At 56.7% G+C, this 21,384-nt stretch carries 18 protein-coding genes; 13 read left to right on the top strand and 5 right to left on the bottom strand.

Annotated elements, in window-relative coordinates; genetic code table 11:
* From QWI16_RS08150 to QWI16_RS08110, 9 genes are all read left to right on the top strand, one after another.
* On the top strand, positions 1-732 hold the full coding sequence (locus QWI16_RS08150) for a GNAT family N-acetyltransferase (protein ID WP_302712305.1): 732 nt from the start codon (positions 1-3) through the stop codon (positions 730-732).
* Positions 733-743: 11 nt separating this feature from the next.
* A complete protein-coding gene (locus QWI16_RS08145) occupies positions 744-1,352 on the top strand; it encodes a nitroreductase family protein (protein ID WP_302712304.1) in 609 nt (202 codons plus the stop codon).
* A gap of 151 nt (positions 1,353-1,503) precedes the next feature.
* Positions 1,504-2,259 carry a hypothetical protein gene (locus QWI16_RS08140; protein ID WP_302712303.1) on the top strand — a complete coding sequence of 252 codons (756 nt, stop codon included), beginning with the start codon at positions 1,504-1,506 and terminating at the stop codon, positions 2,257-2,259.
* A gap of 315 nt (positions 2,260-2,574) precedes the next feature.
* A complete protein-coding gene (locus tag QWI16_RS08135) occupies positions 2,575-3,660 on the top strand; it encodes a lipid A deacylase LpxR family protein (protein ID WP_302712302.1) in 1,086 nt (361 codons plus the stop codon).
* Positions 3,661-3,900: 240 nt separating this feature from the next.
* Positions 3,901-5,187, top strand: coding sequence for a 6-phosphofructokinase (locus tag QWI16_RS08130; RefSeq protein ID WP_302712301.1), 1,287 nt, complete (start codon positions 3,901-3,903; stop codon positions 5,185-5,187).
* A gap of 49 nt (positions 5,188-5,236) precedes the next feature.
* Positions 5,237-6,286, top strand: coding sequence for a class I fructose-bisphosphate aldolase (locus tag QWI16_RS08125; protein ID WP_302712300.1), 1,050 nt, complete (start codon positions 5,237-5,239; stop codon positions 6,284-6,286).
* 336 nt (positions 6,287-6,622) lie between these two features.
* Entirely contained in the window at positions 6,623-9,592 is a 2,970-nt protein-coding gene (locus QWI16_RS08120; RefSeq protein WP_302712299.1) for a TonB-dependent receptor, read from the top strand.
* Positions 9,593-9,658: 66 nt separating this feature from the next.
* Complete coding sequence (locus QWI16_RS08115; protein WP_302712298.1) at positions 9,659-11,806, top strand: hypothetical protein; 2,148 nt, start codon at positions 9,659-9,661, stop codon at positions 11,804-11,806.
* 77 nt (positions 11,807-11,883) lie between these two features.
* Positions 11,884-13,044: a pectate lyase family protein gene (locus QWI16_RS08110; RefSeq protein WP_302712297.1), complete on the top strand. Its 1,161-nt coding sequence runs from the start codon at positions 11,884-11,886 to the stop codon at positions 13,042-13,044.
* A gap of 550 nt (positions 13,045-13,594) precedes the next feature.
* On the opposite strand, the gene QWI16_RS08105 is transcribed toward QWI16_RS08110, so the two are convergent.
* Positions 13,595-14,518 carry an HPP family protein gene (locus tag QWI16_RS08105; RefSeq protein ID WP_302712296.1) on the bottom strand — a complete coding sequence of 308 codons (924 nt, stop codon included), beginning with the start codon at positions 14,516-14,518 and terminating at the stop codon, positions 13,595-13,597.
* A gap of 201 nt (positions 14,519-14,719) precedes the next feature.
* Here QWI16_RS08105 and QWI16_RS08100 point away from each other — a divergent pair, with 201 nt between their 5' ends.
* The 4 genes from QWI16_RS08100 (at position 14,720) to QWI16_RS08085 (ending at position 19,360) form a co-directional block, all read left to right on the top strand.
* Positions 14,720-15,958 (top strand): hypothetical protein, encoded by a 1,239-nt coding sequence (locus QWI16_RS08100; protein ID WP_302712295.1) that lies wholly within the window; start codon positions 14,720-14,722, stop codon positions 15,956-15,958.
* Between the two features lie 150 nt (positions 15,959-16,108).
* The gene (gene cysK, locus QWI16_RS08095) at positions 16,109-17,026 is read left to right on the top strand and encodes a cysteine synthase A (protein ID WP_302712294.1); all 918 of its coding nucleotides are present in this window, start codon (positions 16,109-16,111) and stop codon (positions 17,024-17,026) included.
* Positions 17,027-17,125: 99 nt separating this feature from the next.
* Entirely contained in the window at positions 17,126-18,139 is a 1,014-nt protein-coding gene (mgrA, locus tag QWI16_RS08090; protein ID WP_302712293.1) for an L-glyceraldehyde 3-phosphate reductase, read from the top strand.
* A gap of 87 nt (positions 18,140-18,226) precedes the next feature.
* Positions 18,227-19,360 (top strand): glycoside hydrolase family 88/105 protein, encoded by a 1,134-nt coding sequence (locus QWI16_RS08085; RefSeq protein ID WP_302712292.1) that lies wholly within the window; start codon positions 18,227-18,229, stop codon positions 19,358-19,360.
* An 8-nt stretch (positions 19,361-19,368) separates the two neighbouring features.
* On the opposite strand, the gene QWI16_RS08080 is transcribed toward QWI16_RS08085, so the two are convergent.
* Genes QWI16_RS08080 through ureE form a run of 4 tightly spaced genes read right to left on the bottom strand, consistent with a single transcriptional unit; the run spans position 19,369 to position 21,381 of the window.
* The gene (locus QWI16_RS08080) at positions 19,369-19,587 is read right to left on the bottom strand and encodes a hypothetical protein (RefSeq protein WP_302712291.1); all 219 of its coding nucleotides are present in this window, start codon (positions 19,585-19,587) and stop codon (positions 19,369-19,371) included.
* Between the two features lie 17 nt (positions 19,588-19,604).
* Positions 19,605-20,222, bottom strand: coding sequence for an urease accessory protein UreG (gene ureG / locus QWI16_RS08075; RefSeq protein WP_370659924.1), 618 nt, complete (start codon positions 20,220-20,222; stop codon positions 19,605-19,607).
* A gap of 20 nt (positions 20,223-20,242) precedes the next feature.
* Positions 20,243-20,911, bottom strand: a complete 669-nt coding sequence (locus QWI16_RS08070; RefSeq protein WP_302712289.1) for an urease accessory protein UreF — start codon at positions 20,909-20,911, stop codon at positions 20,243-20,245.
* Positions 20,911-21,381 carry an urease accessory protein UreE gene (gene ureE, locus QWI16_RS08065; protein ID WP_302712288.1) on the bottom strand — a complete coding sequence of 157 codons (471 nt, stop codon included), beginning with the start codon at positions 21,379-21,381 and terminating at the stop codon, positions 20,911-20,913. The genes QWI16_RS08070 and ureE overlap by 1 nt, the downstream gene beginning before the upstream one ends.
* Positions 21,382-21,384: the final 3 nt, after the last annotated feature.

The following is a 21,384-nucleotide window of genomic DNA, read 5'->3' as shown; positions in this document are numbered from 1 at the left end:
ATGTCCTCTCCTGACAAGGCAAACCTGCACAACCTATTTACCTACTGGCAGGCGCTGGGCGCCGAGACTTCACCCGGCACTAGCCCGCCCGCACGACAATCCACGCACTGGCCTCGCAGAATATGGCTTGACCTTACCGAGCAACTGCCAGAGGCGGCCTGGATTCTCTCAGCCATGGAGCGCATGGGGCCAGGCTGGCTCTTCCCGCTCTGGCGCAGCGATAGCGCTGATGGGCAGCACCTGCTCGCCACACTGCTTGACGCCGGGCTTGGCATCGCACTTGAGCAGCGGGCCATGTACGCCAAGACCACACAGCTGTATCCGCCACCCCCGGAGCCCTCGCTGGACATGTCCACCGCCATGAGCGACGAAGAGATCGCCATCTGGACCCGCACCTGCGCCGAGGCCTTTGGCTACCCTATACAAATCCAACCCATCAAGCGGCTGAGCGCCGACCCCCAGGCGCGCATTCAACTGGCGCGGATAGAGGGCGAACCCGCAGGCACTGTCGTTTTATACCGCACGGGGAGCGTTTTAGGGGTGCATTCACTGGGGGTTACCCCGGCCTTTCGTGGCCAGGGTTTAGCCCGCCGCCTCATGCACTTTGTGATACATCAGGCCATGCAGTCACGCGACACCATGATCACGCTACAAGCTTCCGGCATGGGGCTACCCCTTTATAAGAGCCTCGGCTTTAGCGAACAGTTTTCCATCACCAGCCTCAGTTTATAAGGAGACAATCCGTGAACACTCTGGACGCGATTTACGCACGCCGCTCTGCCAAGCACTTTGATCCGCACTACCCCATACCTGCGGCTCACGAACAGCAGTTGCTGGACGCAACGGTGCAATCACCCAGTTGCTACAACCTGCAACACTGGCGACTTGTGGTACTGAGAGACCCGGCACTGCGTAAAACCATACGCGATACCTACGGATACCAACAGACGCAAATCACCGATGCCTCGTTGTTGATACTGTTTACCGCTGACACCAAAGCCTGGCAAAAACAGCCGGAACGCTACTTTGCCAACACACCCGAGGGCATCCGCGAACAGCTGGTAGGCATGATTGCCCCCTATTTTGAAGGCCGGCCGTGGATCGAACGGGACGAGGCACATCGCTCTGTCGGTCTTGCCGCCCAGACACTTATGCTGGCTGCCGAAGCCATGGGCTATCAATCCTGCCCGATGATGGGCTACGACCTGGACGGCGTCGCGCAACTGATCAACCTGCCAGAGGGTTTTGTCATGGGTCCGATGGTGGCCATCGGCAAAGCCACAGAAGCACCCTGGCCGAAACCCGGACAACTGCCTCTAAAAGAAATCGTGCGGGAAAACACCTTTGCCTGAGCCGCAATTTAAGCTGACGTGACATTTCCGTAATCGAACAGAAACTGGCCGCGCCCTTACCCCACCAAACGCGGGTAACGCGATCGCATACAGGTGCACAGCAGAGCCTGTGATGGCACAATAGCGCCAGCCACAAACAAGCGAACCCTTTATGCGATCCGTTATTCTGCACTACCACCTGTTTAAAAACGCCGGCTCATCCATTGACGCGATCCTGCAAGATTCCTTTGGCGAGCGCTGGACAAATATAGATAGCCCGGTAGGTCACACTATTTCGGCGCAACAGATGTCCAAAACCATTCACGCAAGACCTGAGCTGCTCGCCATTTCATCGCACGACCTCGCTCCGCCTCTGCCGCTGGAAGAACAGGTGCGCGTGTTTCCCATTGTGTTTTTGCGCCACCCCATTGTGCGGGCCAAATCTGCGTACCTGTTCGAGTGGGGTAAACAGCAAGGACTCAGGCAGCCGGAAAGACCCTTTGCCGAGTATGTCAGCGAACGCCTGAGTGATGCCAACGGAGGCGTCATCACTAACTTTCAGGCTTGCCGACTGGCCAACCAGTCGAGAAGTGGCCCCGACCCCACTCCACCCGGCAACGAGCAAGAGTACCTGTTAAGGGCCTGTCGTTTTATAGAGTCACTGGCGTTTTTTGGCCTGGTTGAGGCATTCGAGCAATCGCTCACCCGCATGCATTTTTATCTTATCGCCGCGTTTCCCCAACTCAAAGTGACTCACCGGCGGGAAAATGTCAGCCAGGCGATAGGAGGCGATATCGATGCCCGAATCGGGGCTATAGCGGCAGAGCTGGGACCGGTGCTCTACCGCCAATTGACCGAGCGCAACCGGCTGGACCTGGAACTCTACGAGCACGCCACCACCGTCTTTCGTCACCCGCTGGCTCACTGAAAAACCCGCCCCTTCATCCCAGCCTGCCGCTTTTGGGCAGGCCATGCTGCCACTCATTACCTTTCCTAACGCTCTTATAACATAAGCGTCTTGATCATACAGACCGATCGGTATTATAGTGCTTGCAGAGGTTATCAGAGGGATAGGCAGGCTAGCCTCGCCAATCTGCCCATAGCTCTTGCTATTTACCTGATAAGCCTTAGGTAAACCTCCGACAAAACAATATTCTAACCAACAATCGAGACTGGCTCGCCCCAGGGTTTTCGGCCGCCTTCGACCGACAACATACCGACCGGTCTTTTTTTGGAGAAGTAAATGAAATATCTATTAATGTTATTGGCTCTGGCGGCGGCGCTCAGCCCAATAACGGGGGCCTCAGGCGCAAACGGCGGCGCCACAGATTCGCTGGCGGCAACAGCCGAGCAGCGCCCCTACTCGGACACGTCGAGTGTCGCCCTAGCCTTTGAGAACGATGTACTGGCCGGCGGCGCCAACGATAAAGATTACACCTATGGCCTGAACCTCACCTACACCGGACCCGCTGCCCGCGATGCCTGGTTGAGCCCGCAACCTCTGGAGCACTGGCTGAACGACACTCTCACCACCAAGCTACTGCCAAGACTAAAAGGCGCTGGCGCCACCCGGCACAGCCTGGAGTTCGGCGTTTACGGGTTCACACCCGACGACATTGAACTTGCCGAGCCCATAGCCGACGACCGCCCTTACGCCAGCCTGGTGTATATGGCAAGCTACACCGAAACCGTCAACCACGCCAACAACGAAAGCTGGCAGAGCGGTTTGAGCATCGGCATCCTAGGGCTGGACGTGGTTGGCAGTGCGCAGAATACTGTGCACGACTGGATTGACAGCTCAGAGGCCAGAGGCTGGCACAACCAGATATCGGATGGCGGCGAGCCGACAGCGAAATACACACTGGCCCATCAAAAGCTGATCGGCGCGAGCGAGCACCTGGAACTCAAAAGCACAGTGCAAGGCTCGGTGGGCTACCTCACTGAAGCAAGCTATGCGCTGAGTTTTCGCGCCGGGCAGATACGCTCCGACTGGTGGTCGTTCGACCCGGAACTGACCAGCTATGGCGAAAAATCCGTTGTTAACGCCGAGGGCCTAGCAGTCTCTGAGCACTATCTCTGGGGCGGCATTGCAGTTAAGGCGCGCGCCTACAATGCCTTTTTGCAAGGGCAATTCAGGGACAGTGCCGTCAGCTACCAGGCGGACGAACTGAATCATGGCTTGATAGAAGCCTGGCTGGGCTACACCCTCGCGTTTAATAACGGCTACCGACTGAGCTATGTCCTGCGTGGCCACACCTCGGAAATCAAAACCGGCAGAGGCGACAGAAGCCTACTTTGGGGCGGGCTCGTTGTCGCTCGCTCGTTCTAACAAACAGCCATATTTTAAATTGGCTTGACCGATAACCGAAGACGGAAAACCCAGAAAGGTAACGGCCAGAGCCGCCCGATCATTGCACCGAGGGCCCCCATCAGCGATTCAATGACAGCGGTGTCAAAATTGGCCAACCAAATTAAACAAGATTTTGCTATATTTGGAATACCAATTATTGTTGCCCGGTAAGTCCAATTAGTGCTTAAATACCGCCTCATGTCGATGAGGAGGAGCACCATGGCGAACGCATTCTACGGCCAATCCGGGGGCGTTACCGCGACCATTAACGCGACCGCTGCCGCCGTTATTGAGGCGGTGCGCGCGCAACCCCGCGTTATAGAAAAGGTGTTTGTCGGTCGCAACGGCATTATCGGCGCTCTGCAGGAAAACCTGGTCGATATTACCGAGGAGTCCGAGGAAACCCTGGCGGGGCTCATTCACACTCCTGGCGCAGCCTTTGGCTCTTGTCGCCACAAACTGCAAAACCCCAGCGCCGAGCACGACGAGTACCAGCGCTTGATTGAGGTATTTCAGGCGCATGACATCCGCTATTTTTTTTACAACGGCGGCGGCGATTCACAGGACACCACCCGAAAAATCGCCCATGCCGCCGAGCTGGTCGGCTACGACCTTACCTGCATCGGCATACCCAAAACCATCGACAACAACCTGCCCATGACTGACTGCTGCCCGGGCTTTGGCTCGGCGGCCAAATACGTCGCTATTTCGGCGCTCGAGGCGTCTTTTGACGTGGCCTCCATGCATCAGACGTCCACCAAGGTGTTTGTCATGGAGGTTATGGGCCGGCAAAACGGCTGGATCGCCGCCGCTTCGTCATTGGCGTGCGACGAGCGGGGCCTGGGCCCCGATATTATCCTGATCCCCGAGATTGCCTACGACAAAGTGGCGTTTCTGGAAAAAGTTAAAGAGGTGGTCGCCCACAAAGGTTTTTGCGTTGTGGTAACCGCCGAGGGGCTGCGCGATCAGCAGGGTCACTATTTATCCTACATAGACACCGTTGACGCCTTTGGTCACGGCCAACTGGGCGGTGTGGCGCCGCGCCTGGTTGACGACATCAAAACGGCTTTTCACTATAAGTGCCACTGGAGTGTCTGCGACTATCTGCAAAGAGCCGCTCGGCATATCGCCTCGCAGACCGACATGGATCAGGCTTATGCCGTGGGTAAGGCCGCCGTGGAATACGCGATTAAAGGTTTGCAAGCGGTCATGCCGGCGATTATCCGCACCCAGTCAGTTCCCTACCAATGGCGCATAGAGCCGGTGCACATCTCCCAAGTGGTCGGCGGCGAGAAAAACATGCCGCGCCACTATATGAGCAAGGATGGCTTCAGCGTCACCCAGGCCGGACGCGACTATTTTGCTCCATTGATTGCCGGCGAGGCCTACCCGCCCTACCGCGCCGGACTGCCCGATTATAAAAAATGCCGCAACCGACTGGTCGAGCGCAAGCTGCCAGAGTACTTCGGCAAAAAATGCATACAACCGGCCTCCGAGCCGGCCTGAGAGCCCTGGTTAATAACGGCGAGCTTCGCCTGACAAAGGAACACCACGAATGACTGATGTACACGCCATACTGGGGGAGCAGGCCGAGGACCTGCTCACCCACCGCTGCAAGGGTTTCCCCAAAGAGAGCCTGATCACACCCGGGCCCGATTATATTGACCGGATATTCAGCGCCAGCGACAGACCCATACAGGTGCTGCGCAGCTATCAGCAGATGCTCGATGCCGGCCGCCTGGCAGGCACAGGTTACCTGTCTATTCTGCCCGTCGACCAGGGAGTGGAGCACTCCGCGGGTGCCAGCTTTGCCCCCAACCCCATTTACTTTGATCCGGAAAACATTGTGCGCCTGGCCATTGACGGCGGCTGCAACGCTGTGGCCTCCACACTCGGTACGCTGGGCGCCGTGGCGCGGCGCTACGCCCACAAGATTCCGTTTATCGTCAAAATCAATCACAACGATGCGCTGGTCTACCCCGCCGAGCACGATCAGAGGCTGTTCGCCAGCGTGCGCCAGGCCTACGACATGGGGGCAGCGGGGATAGGCGCAACAGTATACTTTGGCTCCGATACCTCGAGACGCCAGCTGCAGGAAATCTCGGAGGCTTTTGCCGAAGCCCACCGGCTGGGAATGGTCACCATACTCTGGTGTTATTTACGCAATACCGCATTCAGCCAAGACGATAAAGACCATCACTTGTCAGCGGATCTCTCTGGGCAAGCGAACTATCTGGGTGTGACCATTGAAGCAGACATCATTAAGCAGAAGATGCCGGAGACCAACGGTGGCTTCAATGCAATCTCCGTTGGCAAGACGCACCCGAGAATTTACAGCGAACTGACCACGGATCATCCCATCGAGCTGACTCGCTATCAGGTCGCCAACTGTTATCTCGGCCGGATTGGACTGATCAACTCCGGCGGCGCCTCCGGCCAAGACGACCTCACCGAAGCGGTGCGCACCGCTGTCATCAATAAAAGAGCCGGCGGCATGGGCCTGATCTCCGGGCGCAAGGCGTTTCAAAAGCCTTTTGCCGAGGGCGTGGCCCTGCTGCACGCCATTCAGGACGTCTACCTGGACCCCCGCATCGACATTGCCTGACCAGAAAAACACTCCTGGCCAGCCAGCCGCACCGCTCGCACTTAGCGCAGCGGTGGCGGCATTTGCCCATTCTCGCACGACCCGTCGCAAGCGACAAAGCGTCCCCCAAAAAAATCGAAAACCTCAATAAATTCAAACTGTTAAGTGCTGTCTTAGCATACTCACAGCCTTGAACTAAGCCTCCGTAAACGCTCTTAGCTATGGACAAGGTATGACCAAACCCCAAGATGGTATAACCAGTTATTGAAATTGGCGCGCTAATGTGTAAGTATCGACTATAAATTGGTAATACCAAACCAGTGTTTTCTAAATAACGTATAACAACGGAGAACAACCATGCCGAAGTACCGCCTGCTCCCCCTGATGATTGCCATGGTATCGGCGGGCTCGCTGCATGCGCAGGAGTCCGCCCCCGCCGAGAACCCGCAAGACGAATCCTTAGAGGAAATTGTCGTTCAGGGCGTGCGACAGGCCGAACTCAACGCCCGCGAGCGCGAGCGCGATAAAGACGCCTTCAGCTCAATCATCGCCACAGACGACGTGGGTAACTTTGCCGATCAGAACGTTGCCGAGTCCCTGCAACGACTGCCCGGTGTGACCCTGCAAAAAAGTGAGGGCGAGGGCCGCTTTGTCACTGTGCGTGGTCTGGGGCCCGGTTTTGTCACCGTAAGTATGAACGGTAACGAACTGGCCTCCGCCGGTGAGGACAGCCGCGCCTTCGCACTGGACGCCCTGCCAGCCGATATTCTCAGCTCCATTGAAGTAATCAAGGCTCTGACGCCGGATATGGATCTCAACTCCATTGGCGGCACCGTCAATGTCAACACACTCTCAGCGTTTGATCGCAAACAGGACAGCCTGCAGCTCAAGGTGCAGGGTAACTATCAGTCCTACAAAGAAGAGCTCAACCCCAAGCTGACATTGAACGGCACACATCTTTTTGCCGACGACACCATCGGCGTCGGCTACTCACTGTCGTATGAAGATCGCTCTACCGTGGTCTATCAAGTACAGCACCACTCCGATTCTCTACCGCGCTACGTAACGCCGGACGTCTCCACCCTGCCCGAAGACTATCAGGGGGATACGATTTTGATCCCCTTCCGCTACGAGGCCCGCCAGGAAGACGCCGAGCGCACCCGCACCACCGGCTCACTGGATCTGGGCTATCGCCCCAACGAGGACAGCGAGTACTTCGCCAAATTCAGCTACACCAAATACGACGATCTGGACACGGCCCTGCGCGAGTACTATCGCTTTGGCCAGGCCGGCTCCGGCGATATCGTCTACACCGATCAGAATTCTGGTCTGTTTGGCCTGGTGGATACCGACCTGCAACAGCAGTTTTTTATTCAGGACGGCACCTCGGAAACCACAGCGTTTTCAATCGGCGGTGAGAATCACTTTGGCGATGGCTGGATGGTGGATTACACCTACGCCTATTCGCTCGGCGAGTGGACCAAACCCAACGGCCGACGAGTCCAGTTCCGCGCCCGCGACCTGCCCATGCTGGGCGTCGCAGGTCCAGGCTACATTCGCGGTGAAGTGGTCGCCCCGGATGTACTGGAAGCGCTCACCGGCTCCAGCAGCCTGCCACAATCGGGCGGTTATGGCGGCCTCAACGGTTACCAGGACGGGCAGCGGCTACAAGAAAATTTACTCTACGACAATATCTTTATTGAGGACAGCTTCCGCGAAGACACCATCGATCAGATCAGCCTGAACCTGCAAAAAGATTTCGCTGACAGCGACTTTATTAATTACATCAAGTTCGGCGCTACTGCCAAGCAGCGCTCGCGCGATCGCAACAAAGACCGCTGGAGTGTCATACCCGGGGACTACACCAACGGCTGTGAGGGTGACGAGGAGTGCCTGCAGCTCGCCGGCGCGCGCCTGGGCGACTTTGCGACCTTCACCCCTGCACACCCCGACATCCAGCACGACTTTATTACCCTGGACGACGCCGAGCACCTCTTGGCCGTCACCACTCCGATTGCCAAATACAGTGACCCGCTACGCACCGGTCAGGACAGCGTGACCGACGACTACACTCTCTCGGAAGACACGGCCGCCGCCTACTTTATGGGTGAATTTCAGCTCAGTGAAAACTCCAGCTTGATCGCCGGTGTGCGCTGGGAGCAAACCGAATTTACCTCGACGGGTAACCTGTCCATTCGCAACGACCGCTTTGAAGTGGCCAACGAGGCAACCGTTCTCGACATTGCCGTACCCATGGAAGGCGCCAGCAGCAAATACGACGATTTCTTCCCGAGCCTCCACTATCGCTATGAGCCACGAGAGGATGTGTTGGTGCGCGCTGCCCTGTGGACCAGTTTCACCCGACCGTCGTTCAATGAAGCCCGCGCCTTTGCCGAATTCTCTGGCCGCGTCATCGTCTGTAATGACATTGAAGATAGTCTTTACTACGGCGAGTGCAGCGACGCGCCCACCGATATTGGTGCGCAGTCCTTAGAAGACCTATCTGCCACCAGCCAGAACTTTTACGTCAGCCCCGACAATGTGATCAACCTGGGCAATCCGACGCTGACGGCCATGAAGTCAGTGAACTTTGACACCTCGGTGTCCTGGTACGCCAGTGAAAACCTCTATGTTCAGGCTGCGTTCTTCTACAAAGACATTTCCGACTTTATCGTCGACGTCTCCGGCATTCAGAGCTCGTTTGAGGATATGCCGGTACGCATTCCCGTCGATCAGGTACAGGAGTTCTACTTCCCGCCGGGTCAGGTCTACAACGATGTAAACCTGACCACCAACGGTGAAGACGCGCAGGTTTATGGGGTCGAGCTGTCGTACTCCCAGTACTTCCCTATGGGCTTCTTTGTTCAGAGCAATATGACACTGATCGACAGTACCGCCAATGTCGGTGAGACCATCCGCACCGATGAAATCCAGCTACCCGACCAGGCCGACACCACTGTCAACCTCACGCTCGGCTGGGAAAATAACGATTTCTCCCTGCGTTTTATCGGTAACTACCGCAGCGAAGTACTCGAGCGCATCGGCTCCTGCTCGCAAGCGGACAAAGACGCCGACATGGCCTCTGGCCTACCGGAGAACTGCGCCACCTGGGCCGACATCTACCACGACGATACCTTTGGCCTCGACTTTAAAGCCACTTACCAGCTCACCGACAACATCAAGTTTTACCTGGATGCGATCAACCTAACCGAAGACAAGAGCTTCAAGTACTTCGACGGCAATGGCTACTCACGGGGCAACATGCTGTTTGAATCGGAAGACTATGGCACCTCTTATCAAATGGGCGTCAACATCAAATTCATGTAAGCGAACAGGCAACTATCATCCGGCGCCGGGCGCCGGCCACGACTCACAATAATGAAGGTAACTGTTATGAACAAGCTAGGACTTCTGAGCTCATTGATCATTACCAGCTCGATACTTGCAGGTTGCGGCAGCGAGCCCGATTCCAGCTCGCCCGACATCATTATCAATATTGAAAACCCCGATCCGGGTGATGGCGGGGGCGATGGCGGCGGAGATGGTGGCGGCGACCTGCCCAGCATCACCAATACGCCACTCCCCGTTGTTGAAGACTTTGGCGCAAGTGATACCGAAAGCTTTTTTACGGCGGCATACAAGAGCCTGGCCAGCGAGGCCGAAGAGGGCGAAGACAATTTCTATTTCTCCATGGCCGGCGTGTTTATGGAAGATGGCAGCGTCGACGCAGAGGGCGGCAACTGGATCACTGCCGATGCCGACCAAAAAATGCGCTTGGGCGATGCGCGCTTTACCCTTGCCCAAACCGTATCGCCGCTCGCCGGTGATGTCGCTATTGCGCGTAAAGACTCGACCCCCGGCGATGGCATCGATGAGGGGCTGAGCTGGGGCGAGCTGGACTTGTCCCAAGACTACCGAATTTCTTTCTGTGTGGTGGCCGTGCCCGACACCGCCAGCTCCAGTGACTTTCAAATTTACGTCGACAACAATACCACCAGCGAAGCCAGCTCCATCCACGGCGGCGGCAACGTCGGCTCGCGCATTTTTAACCAGCCCGTCAACACCCTGGTGCCCGGTCAACGTGTTGAGATTAACATTCCCGGCGATACCACCTTGCAAAGCGGTGGTGCCCTGGTGGCCTCCAAGCCAGAGTTGGTCGGCACCGAAAACTCCTTTATCGCCATGCGCGTTTCCAGTGGCGGCTGGGCGGTATTTGACGACCTGGTCATAGAGTACCAAAGCGATATCGGCAACAACCCGCAACCCGATTGCGCCGGCAAAGATTCCAATTATAAGTTCGTCAACCCCATCACCGGCGGCGACGACAACAATGCCCCGGTCGAGCCCAATGAAGGTACACCTTTCACCGGCTTGCCGCTGACTCTGGATTTTTCCGACGACGCGGAAACTTTCTTTGGTGAAAATGACGAGGCCGACTTCCTGTCGATTTCCTCTGATCGCACAGACCCTTTCTACAAGGTGACCAGCGGCAGTAGCCGAATTACCATTGAAAATGGCGCCTTGAGCCTGAATAACGCGCGCTTTACCATCGGCGATACCGGTGTGGCCAGCGCCGAGGGTGTACAGCCGTCCGGCGATATCGACCTGTCGATTCCCTACCGCATCCGCCTTACCATCAGCGATTTTACCAGTGCCGATCCGGCCGATCCGGGTAAATTCCAGCTGTACATCGACAACAACACCACAAGCTCCGGCAACTCCATTCACGGCGGCGATTCCAAGCATGTGGAACTGACGCCGGATGACATTGCCTCCTTCCCGCACGAGCTGGTACTCGAACCAGAAATCGGTACCAACAGCTCTTTCTTACAGCTTCGGGCCGATAGCCGCGTTGGCAACCTGACCATTGAAGACTTTACCATCGAGTACATTGAGGATGGTTCAGGCGCTGCCTGGGCACCCTACACCCTCAACCTCGCCGGCGAAGCGGACATTGCCCCGAGTGGTGAAATAACCGAAAACACCGACATGTCAGTCACCCTGACGGCCAGCGGCGGCAACCTGTCCTCCTCCAACCACAACCTGTTCTTTGCCGGGCAAATGGTGGAGATGAGCGACTTTATGTTTACCGCGCAAATCTCCAACATCACTGGCGCCGATGTGGGCGCGGGTAACGCCTACCGCTTTGGCATCATGATCATGGAAGACATGACACCGGTGGGAGACTACGCCGAGCTTTCGGGTTGGGCCGATGCCGGTTTTTATGTGGACGGCGACCCGGCTGAGTTGATTGGTTCACGCGCGCAGATGAAGCCCGACGGCAGCCGCTCACGCTCCAACATCAGCGAGCTCGAAGTCGGTGACTATGTGCGCATCGAAATCTATGATGACGGTGACAACAAGCGCCTTAAGCGTTACTACTCAAAAGACGGCGTGACCTTTGAACAGGCCAACAGCACCACGGACTTCAATGCCACACCGGACAGTGACAGCTGGTATGTGGGCCTCTACGCCGCACCCGGTGAAAATACAGTGACGATCGAATTCGACAACATCATGATCGAAGAGATCGCGCCGTAAAACGACGCAGCGGCGGGGGCTTACCCCCGCCGCTTTATTTCATGCCACGGGAACGGCAACAGATTGAGAATCCATTCATGAAAGCAGTATCTCTTTCCAGTGCTCTGGTGCTGAGCACCTTGCTCGGTGCCTGCGGCGGCGGTGGCGGGCCCACGGGCTCGAGCTCAAACGGCGGCTCTTCCAGTGATCGCAGCTCGTCCAGTAGTGTCAGCTCTTCAAGCTCATCTGCGGCCTCCAGTCAATCCAGTTCGAGCAGCTCTGAGCTGTCGCACTGCGATGCCATGAACACCGTGGTCGGCTTTGCCAGCCTGGGCGACGGCACCACAGGCGGCAGCGGCGGTGATACGGTGACGGTCAGTACAGGTGCCGAGCTGGTACAGGCGCTGGCGGGCAAAGGCAGCGACCCGCTCACTATTTTTGTCGACGGCACCCTCACGCCAGAGAATTCGGGCACAGACAAGTTTGAAGTCACCGACATGGCCGATGTGTCTATTATCGGCGTTGACAACAACGCTCTGCTGGACGGCATCGGTATCAAGGTCAAGGATGCCAGCAACATCGTCATCCGCAATCTGACCATCCGCTTTGTAGACACCGGAGAAAAAGACGGCATCAGCCTCGAAGGCCCCGCGAGCAACATTTGGATTGATCACAACGAGATTTACAACACGCTGGATTCCGACAAGGACTACTACGACGAGCTGGTCAGCGGAAAACGCAACGTGGACAATGTGACCATCTCCTACAACTACCTGCACGACAGCTGGAAAACATCGCTGTGGGGCAGCAGTGACACCGATGATGCGCATAGGCGTATCACCTTCTACGCCAACTACTGGGAAAACGCCAGTTCGCGTATGCCGCTGTTTCGTTTTGGCGAGGCGCACATTCTCAATAATGTCTATAAAGACGTTTCTTCTACCGCTGTCAATTCGCGCATGGGCGCGACCATCCGCGTAGAGGGCACTGTATTTGAAAACGTGCAAAACCCCATTGTCAGTTTTTACTCCAGCGAAGTGGGCTACTGGGATCTGGCCGGTAACCTCTACACCAATATCAGCTGGAGCAACCCCAGCGGCGGCGACATCATCGCCGGCCCAGGCACGGACCTCGAATCCACCGTCAGCTACACACCGGCTTACGAGTACACCGCCATGCCTGCCTCCGAGGTAAAAGCCCACGTCACCCTTTACGCCGGCAGCGGCAAAATTAATGAATGCTTGCCTATCACCCCTTGATCCTCTCCTCTGCCTCTAGGGGCTGAATATTTCGGCGGGCCTGGCCCGCCGCTTTTTTACCCGCCTTTTGCAATAGCTACAAATCGTCCCTGTAAAAAGGGCCACGGCAGGCCAATCAACGGCCCGGGAGATATCGTTAAAACCATGTAACTAATTGTTTTTATTGATTTTTCTTATTCTGGCACGGTCATCGCTATAAGCCAGACAAGTCTGAAGCAAATGAGCGGGCGGCGAGATCAAGCTCTCGTCACCCACAACCAGAGGCAAGGGTATGAACACTTTAGTGAACACCGCCAACAGCGCTGACCGCCCCTCTCCCGCCTTGTCTCTGGCGCAACCGTCTCTGCCGGGTTTGCAGCCCGGGACATGGAGTGATCCTCACAGTAGTTTCGTATCACCCTCGTTGGGCCATACCCTGGCCCCTTTTTCTTCCCTTCGATGACAGCCGCACTCGCGGTTACATCACCCTCCCCCATTGGGCCGCATTTGCGGCCCCTTTTTTTATCTGACTACCGTAGGCGCTGTCCTGCCTTCGCTATCGAACTCACCACTAGCGATCAGTCACCCTTACCCAGCGGCCGTTTTTATGGTCGACCCGAAAGCGGGCCCATTGGCGAAAAGCCTGCACCGTGCACATTACCGTCTGCTCATCGCTGGCGCCCGCAACATTGCGGTAAATAAGGCGCGCCCTATCGTCGGAAAGGTTGTTATCGGCATCGAATATCTGGCGCACGCACCATCGATCGCCCAGCTCGCCATTGCTGTAATAGCAACCCTTTGTCAATGTCAGAGAATCAGAGCGAACTTCCTGAGCATGCGCCCAGGCACGGTCGAAAATCTGCGCCAGCTCCTCGGAGCTAACGTCCACATAGGTATCCAAAGAGTGCATAGCCGCGGCAAAGTCTTCGTGAGTCAGGCTGGGGGCGGAGGCCGCCGGCTTGGACGCGCGCATCAGGGACACCGGATAGCGTCGCCAGTAAAACAGGTTATTAAACACCGCTGCAGCGATAAAAATCGCCACAACGTTCAAAGCGACCGGCACCAATATATAGCCGAAGCCCAGGGCGTGAACCTCCGGCCCGCCAATGACAGCCGCCAGCGCCGTGGCGCCACCGGGGGGATGGATACAGCGAAAATAGCACATGGCAGTCACTGCCAGGCCTACGGCAAGGGCGGGCGCCCAAAAGAATTGACCCAAGTACCACTGACAGCTCACGCCCACCGCCGCCGATAACAGATGCCCACCCAGCACGGGCCACGGCTGAGACAAGGTGCCGTGGGGAACGGCGAACAGCAGCACCGCCGAGGCGCCCATGGAGGCGAGCATTAACACCGAGCCGGCTGGTCCGAGCAGCGCCGATGATACGAACCACACGCAGCCAATGCCACAAAACGCGCCAAGCCCGGAAATCAGTTTTTCCCTATGGCTGGTCGTGTTGGATTCCACACCCAGCAATGCCCATAATCGCCCCATTAAGCCCGCCTCTCAATATGCGCACAAAAGTGGTGCATACTAGGGTAGCCTCCACCCAACGGCAAGTGCCCTGTATTCCCGGCCAGCGCTTTGAAATTTCTGGCAAACTCTTTGCGTTAGCGGGTATCGAAGTGAGAACGGTAAAAGACAAATTATTTGAGAGAAATTTTTCTTTTTTTAAACAAAGAGTTGGAATATTTTATGACGCGATTGCACGCCGCCCTCCCCCGCCTGTGTTTTCCTTTTTACCTGCTACTGGCCCTTTTTACTCTGACCGCCGAGGCCAGCGACGAGTACTATGACCTGCACTACCACGTCAACCTGGCCGACAGTGAAGAGTTCGCTCACGTCACGATCAGCATCCCGGACGCCAGCCTCATCAAGGAAATGGACTTTAATCTGGACAAGGATTTCCATCAAAATATCGAGGCCAACGGCAAGCTATCGGTTGAAGACGGGCGCGCCCTTTGGCAGCCGCCGGAAAAAGACGCCCGCTTTAGCCTGGACGTCACCATAGCGCACAAACGCGACGACGGTGGCTACGACGCTCTGCGGGAGAAAGACTTTGCCATTTTCCGTGGAGACGACCTGGTACCTCCGGCCAGTGTTGTGACCCTCAAGGGCGCCCAAAGCAAGGCCAGGCTGACGTTTACCCTGCCCGACGACTGGCGCACCGCCAACAGCGGCTGGCACAAAAACGAGGACAGCAGCTTTACCGTAGATGACCCCGAGAGACGCTTTGACCGGCCCACCGGCTGGATGATTGCCGGCAAGCTCGGCACCCGGCGCGAGCGTCTCCCCGATACCCATATCGCTGTTAGTGCACCGCTTGGCAACGCCGTGAAGCGTTTGGATGTTCTCAGTTTTATCCTGCTCAACTGGCCCACCATCCGCGAAGTGGTCGGCGAGACGCCGGAAAAAATCCTGATCGTCGGTGCCGGTGACCCCATGTGGCGTGGCGGCCTGTCCGGCCCCAACTCCCTGTTTGTCCATGCCGACCGGCCTATGGTCAGTGAAAATGGCACCAGCACCCTCTTGCACGAGCTCTTTCACACCATCACCGGCATCACTGACGAGGGCGAGGACGACTGGATCACCGAGGGTCTGGCCGAGTATTACTCTTACGCCATCTTGCACCGCGCCGGCGGCCTGACGGACGAGCGTCGCCAACTGGTGGTCGACTGGCTAACGGACTGGAGCAAGGATGTGAAGTCACTGCGCGGCAAATCATCCAGCGGTGAGCGCACCGCCAGGGCCGCCTTACTGTTTGACGAGCTCGATGACGAAATCAAAGCGGCGACCGAAAATCGCAAGTCGCTGGACGATGCCACCCGAGCCATGATGAAAGAAAAGCGGGTCAACCTGGAAGAATTGACTGACATCGTCGAAGCCCTGATCGGCCGGGCACCGAAGACGCTCGATACCCCTTTGCTGCGCTAGACTCACCTTGGCAGCGCCCTTCTGCCGCGGCGGCGGCTCAGATAGAATGGTCAGCCATCGCCCGCCAAGGCGGGCGAGCATTCCACCCTTTAGCGGACTCCAGGGGCATCAGCCCGGGTTCAGGCATATTTTGGCGTAAGGAGCAGAACAATGAAGGTCAACAGCATTCTCGACACCATCGGCAATACCCCCCATATCCGCATTAATCATTTGTTTAGGCCCGACATTGAGGTCTGGATGAAAGCCGAACGCTTCAACCCCGGCGCCAGCATCAAAGACCGGATTGCCTTGGCCATGATCGAAGACGCCGAAGAGCGTGGTTTGCTGAAAAAGGACAGCGTCATTATCGAGCCGACCAGCGGCAATACCGGTATCGGCCTGGCCATGGTAGCCGCCTCACGGGGTTATCGGCTGATCCTTACCATGCCAGAATCTATGTCAATCGAGCGGCGCAAAATTATGAAAGCCCTGGGTGCCGAGCTGGTGCTAACCCCCAAGGAACAGGGTATGGGCGGGGCGATCGCCAAAGCCACCGAACTGCGCGATGATTACCCAAACAGCTGGATGCCGCAACAGTTTACCAACCCCGCCAATGTCAAGATCCACCGCGATACCACCGCCAAGGAAATTCTTGATGACTTTCCCGAGGGGCTCGATTACTTGATTACCGGTGTGGGCACCGGCGGTCACATTACCGGTTGCAGCGAGGTGCTGAAAAAGGCGTTTCCCAGCCTGAAAACCTACGCGGTCGAGCCGGAGAAATCCCAGGTGATCGCGGGCAAGGAAAAAGGGCTGCACCGTTTACAGGGCATTGGCGCAGGCTTTGTGCCGGAAATACTCGATAAGACCACCCTCGATGGGACCATCGCCGTAAGCGAAGAAGACAGCTTCGAGATGGCGCGCCAGTGCGCGCGCAAAGAAGCGATTTTTGTCGGCATTTCCTCCGGCGCCAGTCTGGCCGCCGTTAAACAGCGAGAGGCGGAATTCGCACCGGGTAGCCGCGTGCTGGTATTCAGCTACGATACCGGGGAGCGCTACCTATCCATCGATGACCTGTTCAGTGCCTGAAGCGCCACACTGTTAAGAATCGTCAGCGCCGGCCGCCTCAGGCCGGCTTTTTCGTAAACTATCGCCACATCGATAATACGCTACTGAAAGAGACTGCACATGATCACTCACGACCCCAATCCGCTCTATCTCGCAGACCCCAAACGCTATGAGCGCATGCCCTATAAGCGCTGTGGCAAAAGCGGTCTGCGCCTGCCCAGGCTCTCGCTCGGCCAGTGGCAAAATTTTGGGGCGGTGGACTCTCTGGCCAATGCACGGCAGATGATGCATCGCGCTTTTGATCTCGGCATCAACCACTTCGACCTCGCCAACAACTATGGACCCAACTACGGCTCGGCCGAATCCACTTTTGGCCAGGTGATGAGCGAGGGGCTGAACCGCTATCGGGACGAGCTGATCATCTCCAGCAAGGCCGGCTACGACATGTGGCCCGGTCCCTATGGTATCGGTGGTTCGCGCAAATATCTGGTGGCCAGTTGTGATCAAAGCCTGAAACGCTGCGGCGTAGAGTACTTTGATATTTTCTACTCTCACTGCTTTGATCCAGAGACGCCGCTGGAAGAAACCATGGGGGCGCTGGATTATATCGTCCGTTCAGGGCGTGCGCTCTACGCCGGCATTTCCAGCTACACACCCGAACAAACCCGTGAAGCGGCCGCCATTTTGAAAAGTCTTGGTACACCGCTGCTGATACACCAGCCGCGCTATAATCTGTTCGACCGCTGGATCGAAGACGGCCTGACCGATGTTCTCGACGATGAGGGCGTGGGCGCGATTGTCTTTTCGCCGCTGGCTCAGGGCATGCTGACCAATAAGTACCTCGGCGGCGTCCCGGCCAACTCCAGAGCCGCACGCGGCGATCAGATCTACCTGAAAGAGAGCGACATCACTCAGGAGAGGGTAGAAAAAATTCGCGCGCTGAACGCCATTGCTGAAAAACGCGGTCAATCGCTCGCGCAAATGGCACTGGCCTGGGTGCTGCATAACAAAACCGTCACCAGCGCCATTATCGGTGCCAGCCGTGTCGAGCAAATTGAAGACTCGGTCGCGGCACTCGACGCCCTTGAGTTCAGTGATCAGGAAATTGCGGCCATCGACGCGCTCGTCAAGTAAACGCTGCCCGAGCCGGTTTCAAACCGGCTCGGGCACAATAAAGCACCACACCAAGACATCACAATAATAACGAAGAGAATGAATGCCATGAAAGCTCTCTCAGTCAGCTTGATTGCTCTTTTGCTGGTGATCGCCTGTACCACCACGCAAGCTCCCAACGCCGAAAGTATCCAACATAAAGCCGATCAGGTGGCCCAGTGGCAACTGGATCATATGGATAACTTTGACTACATAAGAACCTTTGTTGATCATACTGAGGCTCCGACCGGCTGGGTCCAGGCGGCGTTCTATATCGGTCTCAACCGCTGGTACGAGGCCACGCAAAACCCAGTCTTCAGACAGGCACTGATAGACAAGGCAAAAGCCAATCGCTGGCAACTCGGCCCCCTGCCCTGGCACGCAGATGATCAGGCCTTTGCGCAAGTTTACTTAGCGCTGGCGGACGACACACCGGCAGCCGATATCACACCAACGCAAAGCGCCTTTGACAAGATCATCGCCGCTAACCACGAGGACTCTCTGGAGTTTATACGCGACGAAACCGGTACCGCCGAAGGCACCTGCCAAAAGCGCTGGTGCTGGTCCGACGCTCTCTTTATGGCACCGCCGGCCTGGGCAGCTCTGTCTCGCATTACCGGTGAGGAGCGCTACCTCGACTACGCCTTGCGCGAGTTCAAAGCCACCACTGACTACCTGTTTGATCCTGATGATCATCTTTACTATCGGGACAGTCGTTTCTTTGACAGAAAATCGGCGTATGGCAACAAAGTATTCTGGAGCCGCGGCAATGGTTGGGTATTCGCGGGTTTGCCTCTGCTGCTGGAACAAATGCCAGAGAACCACCCGCAGTGGGGCGAGCTGATAGAACAGTTTCGTAAAATGGCCTATGCCTTTAAAGACTTGCAGGCCGACACCGGCCTCTGGGCGAGCTCGTTGATGGACTATGCCCATCAGCCGTTGGCCGAAACCAGTGGCAGTAGCTTTATTCTCTTCGGCCTCGCCTGGGGCATAAACCGGCAGCTACTGCCCCAAGACGATTTTCTCCCTACTGTTGAGAAGGGCTGGCGTGCGGTTAATGCTAAGGTCAGCCCTGAAGGCCGCCTAGGGTGGGTACAACAAGTGGGGAATGCGCCCGATCAAGTACTCGCCAGTGATACCCAGTTGTATGGCACTGGCGCTTACCTGTTGGCTGCTTCGGAGTTGATTCACACTTTCAATTGAATGACTGCTTATCGATCATCGGATTTGCGCCGGCTGCCATTTGACCGCCCGCGCAAATGCCGCGATACCAACCAATACGCCAGCAAAACAAAAGCGACCAAAGCAAAACTCCCCACGGAGAAATGCAGATGATCGGAAACATGGCCGTCGTGGTGCGGGTGGGCAGTGGCCAAAGCGCTAGCGGCTAAAACAACGATGGACAGCAAGATTCGTAATACGGTTTTCATAGTTCTCTCCTGAAAATTTAGGCAGCTCGGGTCAACATGCCCGCTTGCTCGATAAAGGCGATGACCTCAGCCACACCGGTTTCGTCTTTGAGATTGGTAAACTGAAAGGGCTTCTCCCCTCGCATTTTGCGCGCGTCTCGATCCATCACATTCAGGTCAGCCCCCACCAAAGTGGCGAGATCGATTTTATTGATAATCAACAGATCCGATTTGGTAATACCCGGGCCGCCTTTACGGGGAATCTTGTCACCGGCGGAAACGTCTATGACGTAAAGGGTCAAGTCAGATAACTCCGGGCTGAAGGTCGCCGCCAGGTTGTCCCCACCGCTTTCAATCAAAATCACATCCAAACCCGGATGACGCTCCTGCAGTTCGGCAACCGCCGATAGGTTCATTGAGGCATCTTCACGAATCGCGGTGTGAGGACAGCCGCCGGTTTCAACACCAATGATGCGATCGTCATCCAGCGCCTGATGCCTTTGAAGAAACTCGGCGTCTTCACGGGTATAGATGTCGTTGGTAATCACTGCGATATTGTATTTGTCTTTTAGATGCGCGCAGAGGGTCTTTACCAACGCGGTTTTCCCCGAGCCCACGGGCCCGCCAATACCTAAACGCAATGGAGGTTTTTTCATAATCACACTCTCACAATTTGTTATGATCGAAATAAACGTGTGTACTGTCTTTCGTGCAAGCTCGACGCCATAGCCAGTCCAGGCAAGCTAATGCCCAAATCCTCATCCGACACTTGCGCCGCGAGCGCACAGGTCTGCTCAACCGCCGGCATCAAGCTCACCAATAACTGCTGCGCCTGGGTCTGGCCCAGTGGCACAATTTTGGTGGCGGCCGCGACTTGGTTTTCCAGCCAACTCCAGACAAACCCGTAGCTTAACTCATCGACGCCTATGCTCCAGTGGGTGCCCGCCAGCGCGAACTGACACGCAAACCCCGGTGTCGCTCGGTAGCCCTGGCGCTCGGCCAGTGCCAGTCCGAGCGCGCCGAGCAGACGATTCAGCGCCATGCCCATCTGCTCGTCTTCAAGCAGCAATTCAGCGGTTTCACGACTGGCCCGCAAGTAGTCGTTCCAGTGGTTAACCGCCTCGAGATCTCCAACTTGCCAGGCTAGAACAAGGCGGCGCAGAACCGGCACGTCCAGTTGCGCCAGCGAGCGGCACATCAGCTGGTTCAACCAGTCTTGCAACGCGGTTTCATCGGCCAACCAACCACTGTCAACGGCATACTCCAACCCCTGAGAATAGGCATAAGCGCCCACCGGCAACGCCGGACTCACCAGATGCAGCAAGTGCAGCAGGGGCTGGTTCATCAGCCGTGCGCCTCGTGATGATGGTGATGCGAATGCCCATGGCCTGCGCCGTGGTAAGCGCCGTTTTCCGGATGGAACGGCAGCCGCGCGACTTCTACGGGCAGGCCCAGTCCTACTATCATCGCGTCGAGCACATGGTCGTGCTGATAGCGCAAAAAGTTTTCCCCGATTTGCAAAGGCACATGCCGATTGCCCAGATGGTAAGCGGCACGCGCCAGCAGCAACCGATCCTCACAAGTGACCGAACTCAAGGTCTCGGCGGCGGCTATGACTTTAACCCGGGTGCCATCGGCGCACTCGAGAACTTCGCCGTCAGCGAGCACATGCCCGCGCTCAACAAACCACCCGAGTAGCTGACCGCAGGCCGTTTGAGTTCGGTAGCGGCTTTTTTGCCGCTCTTCAAAAGTCAGTGCCACTTCGGCGCTCGCCACGGGGTTATCGCTGACACTGACGCTAAACGCTTCAAGCATAAT

This window comes from Gilvimarinus algae (assembly GCF_030518215.1).
Classification (GTDB): Bacteria; Pseudomonadota; Gammaproteobacteria; order Pseudomonadales; family Cellvibrionaceae; genus Gilvimarinus; species Gilvimarinus algae.
Note: the sequence above shows the minus strand (reverse complement) of the source record. Positions and strands in the feature narration are given on the sequence as shown.

What these genes read in the sequence shown, in the direction of transcription:
- QWI16_RS08120 (WP_302712299.1), top strand. Translation starts at nt 6,623, where the DNA reads ATGCCGAAGTACCGCCTGCTCCCCCTGATGATTGCCATGGTATCGGCG.
- QWI16_RS08100 (WP_302712295.1), top strand. Translation starts at nt 14,720, where the DNA reads ATGACGCGATTGCACGCCGCCCTCCCCCGCCTGTGTTTTCCTTTTTAC.
- cysK (WP_302712294.1), top strand. Translation starts at nt 16,109, where the DNA reads ATGAAGGTCAACAGCATTCTCGACACCATCGGCAATACCCCCCATATC.
- QWI16_RS08080 (WP_302712291.1), bottom strand. Translation starts at nt 19,587, where the DNA reads ATGAAAACCGTATTACGAATCTTGCTGTCCATCGTTGTTTTAGCCGCT.
- QWI16_RS08150 (WP_302712305.1), top strand. Translation starts at nt 1, where the DNA reads ATGTCCTCTCCTGACAAGGCAAACCTGCACAACCTATTTACCTACTGG.
- ureG (WP_370659924.1), bottom strand. Translation starts at nt 20,222, where the DNA reads ATGAAAAAACCTCCATTGCGTTTAGGTATTGGCGGGCCCGTGGGCTCG.
- QWI16_RS08070 (WP_302712289.1), bottom strand. Translation starts at nt 20,911, where the DNA reads ATGAACCAGCCCCTGCTGCACTTGCTGCATCTGGTGAGTCCGGCGTTG.
- QWI16_RS08125 (WP_302712300.1), top strand. Translation starts at nt 5,237, where the DNA reads ATGACTGATGTACACGCCATACTGGGGGAGCAGGCCGAGGACCTGCTC.
- QWI16_RS08135 (WP_302712302.1), top strand. Translation starts at nt 2,575, where the DNA reads ATGAAATATCTATTAATGTTATTGGCTCTGGCGGCGGCGCTCAGCCCA.
- QWI16_RS08105 (WP_302712296.1), bottom strand. Translation starts at nt 14,518, where the DNA reads ATGGGGCGATTATGGGCATTGCTGGGTGTGGAATCCAACACGACCAGC.
- QWI16_RS08130 (WP_302712301.1), top strand. Translation starts at nt 3,901, where the DNA reads ATGGCGAACGCATTCTACGGCCAATCCGGGGGCGTTACCGCGACCATT.
- ureE (WP_302712288.1), bottom strand. Translation starts at nt 21,381, where the DNA reads ATGCTTGAAGCGTTTAGCGTCAGTGTCAGCGATAACCCCGTGGCGAGC.
- QWI16_RS08110 (WP_302712297.1), top strand. Translation starts at nt 11,884, where the DNA reads ATGAAAGCAGTATCTCTTTCCAGTGCTCTGGTGCTGAGCACCTTGCTC.
- QWI16_RS08140 (WP_302712303.1), top strand. Translation starts at nt 1,504, where the DNA reads ATGCGATCCGTTATTCTGCACTACCACCTGTTTAAAAACGCCGGCTCA.
- QWI16_RS08085 (WP_302712292.1), top strand. Translation starts at nt 18,227, where the DNA reads ATGAAAGCTCTCTCAGTCAGCTTGATTGCTCTTTTGCTGGTGATCGCC.
- mgrA (WP_302712293.1), top strand. Translation starts at nt 17,126, where the DNA reads ATGATCACTCACGACCCCAATCCGCTCTATCTCGCAGACCCCAAACGC.
- QWI16_RS08115 (WP_302712298.1), top strand. Translation starts at nt 9,659, where the DNA reads ATGAACAAGCTAGGACTTCTGAGCTCATTGATCATTACCAGCTCGATA.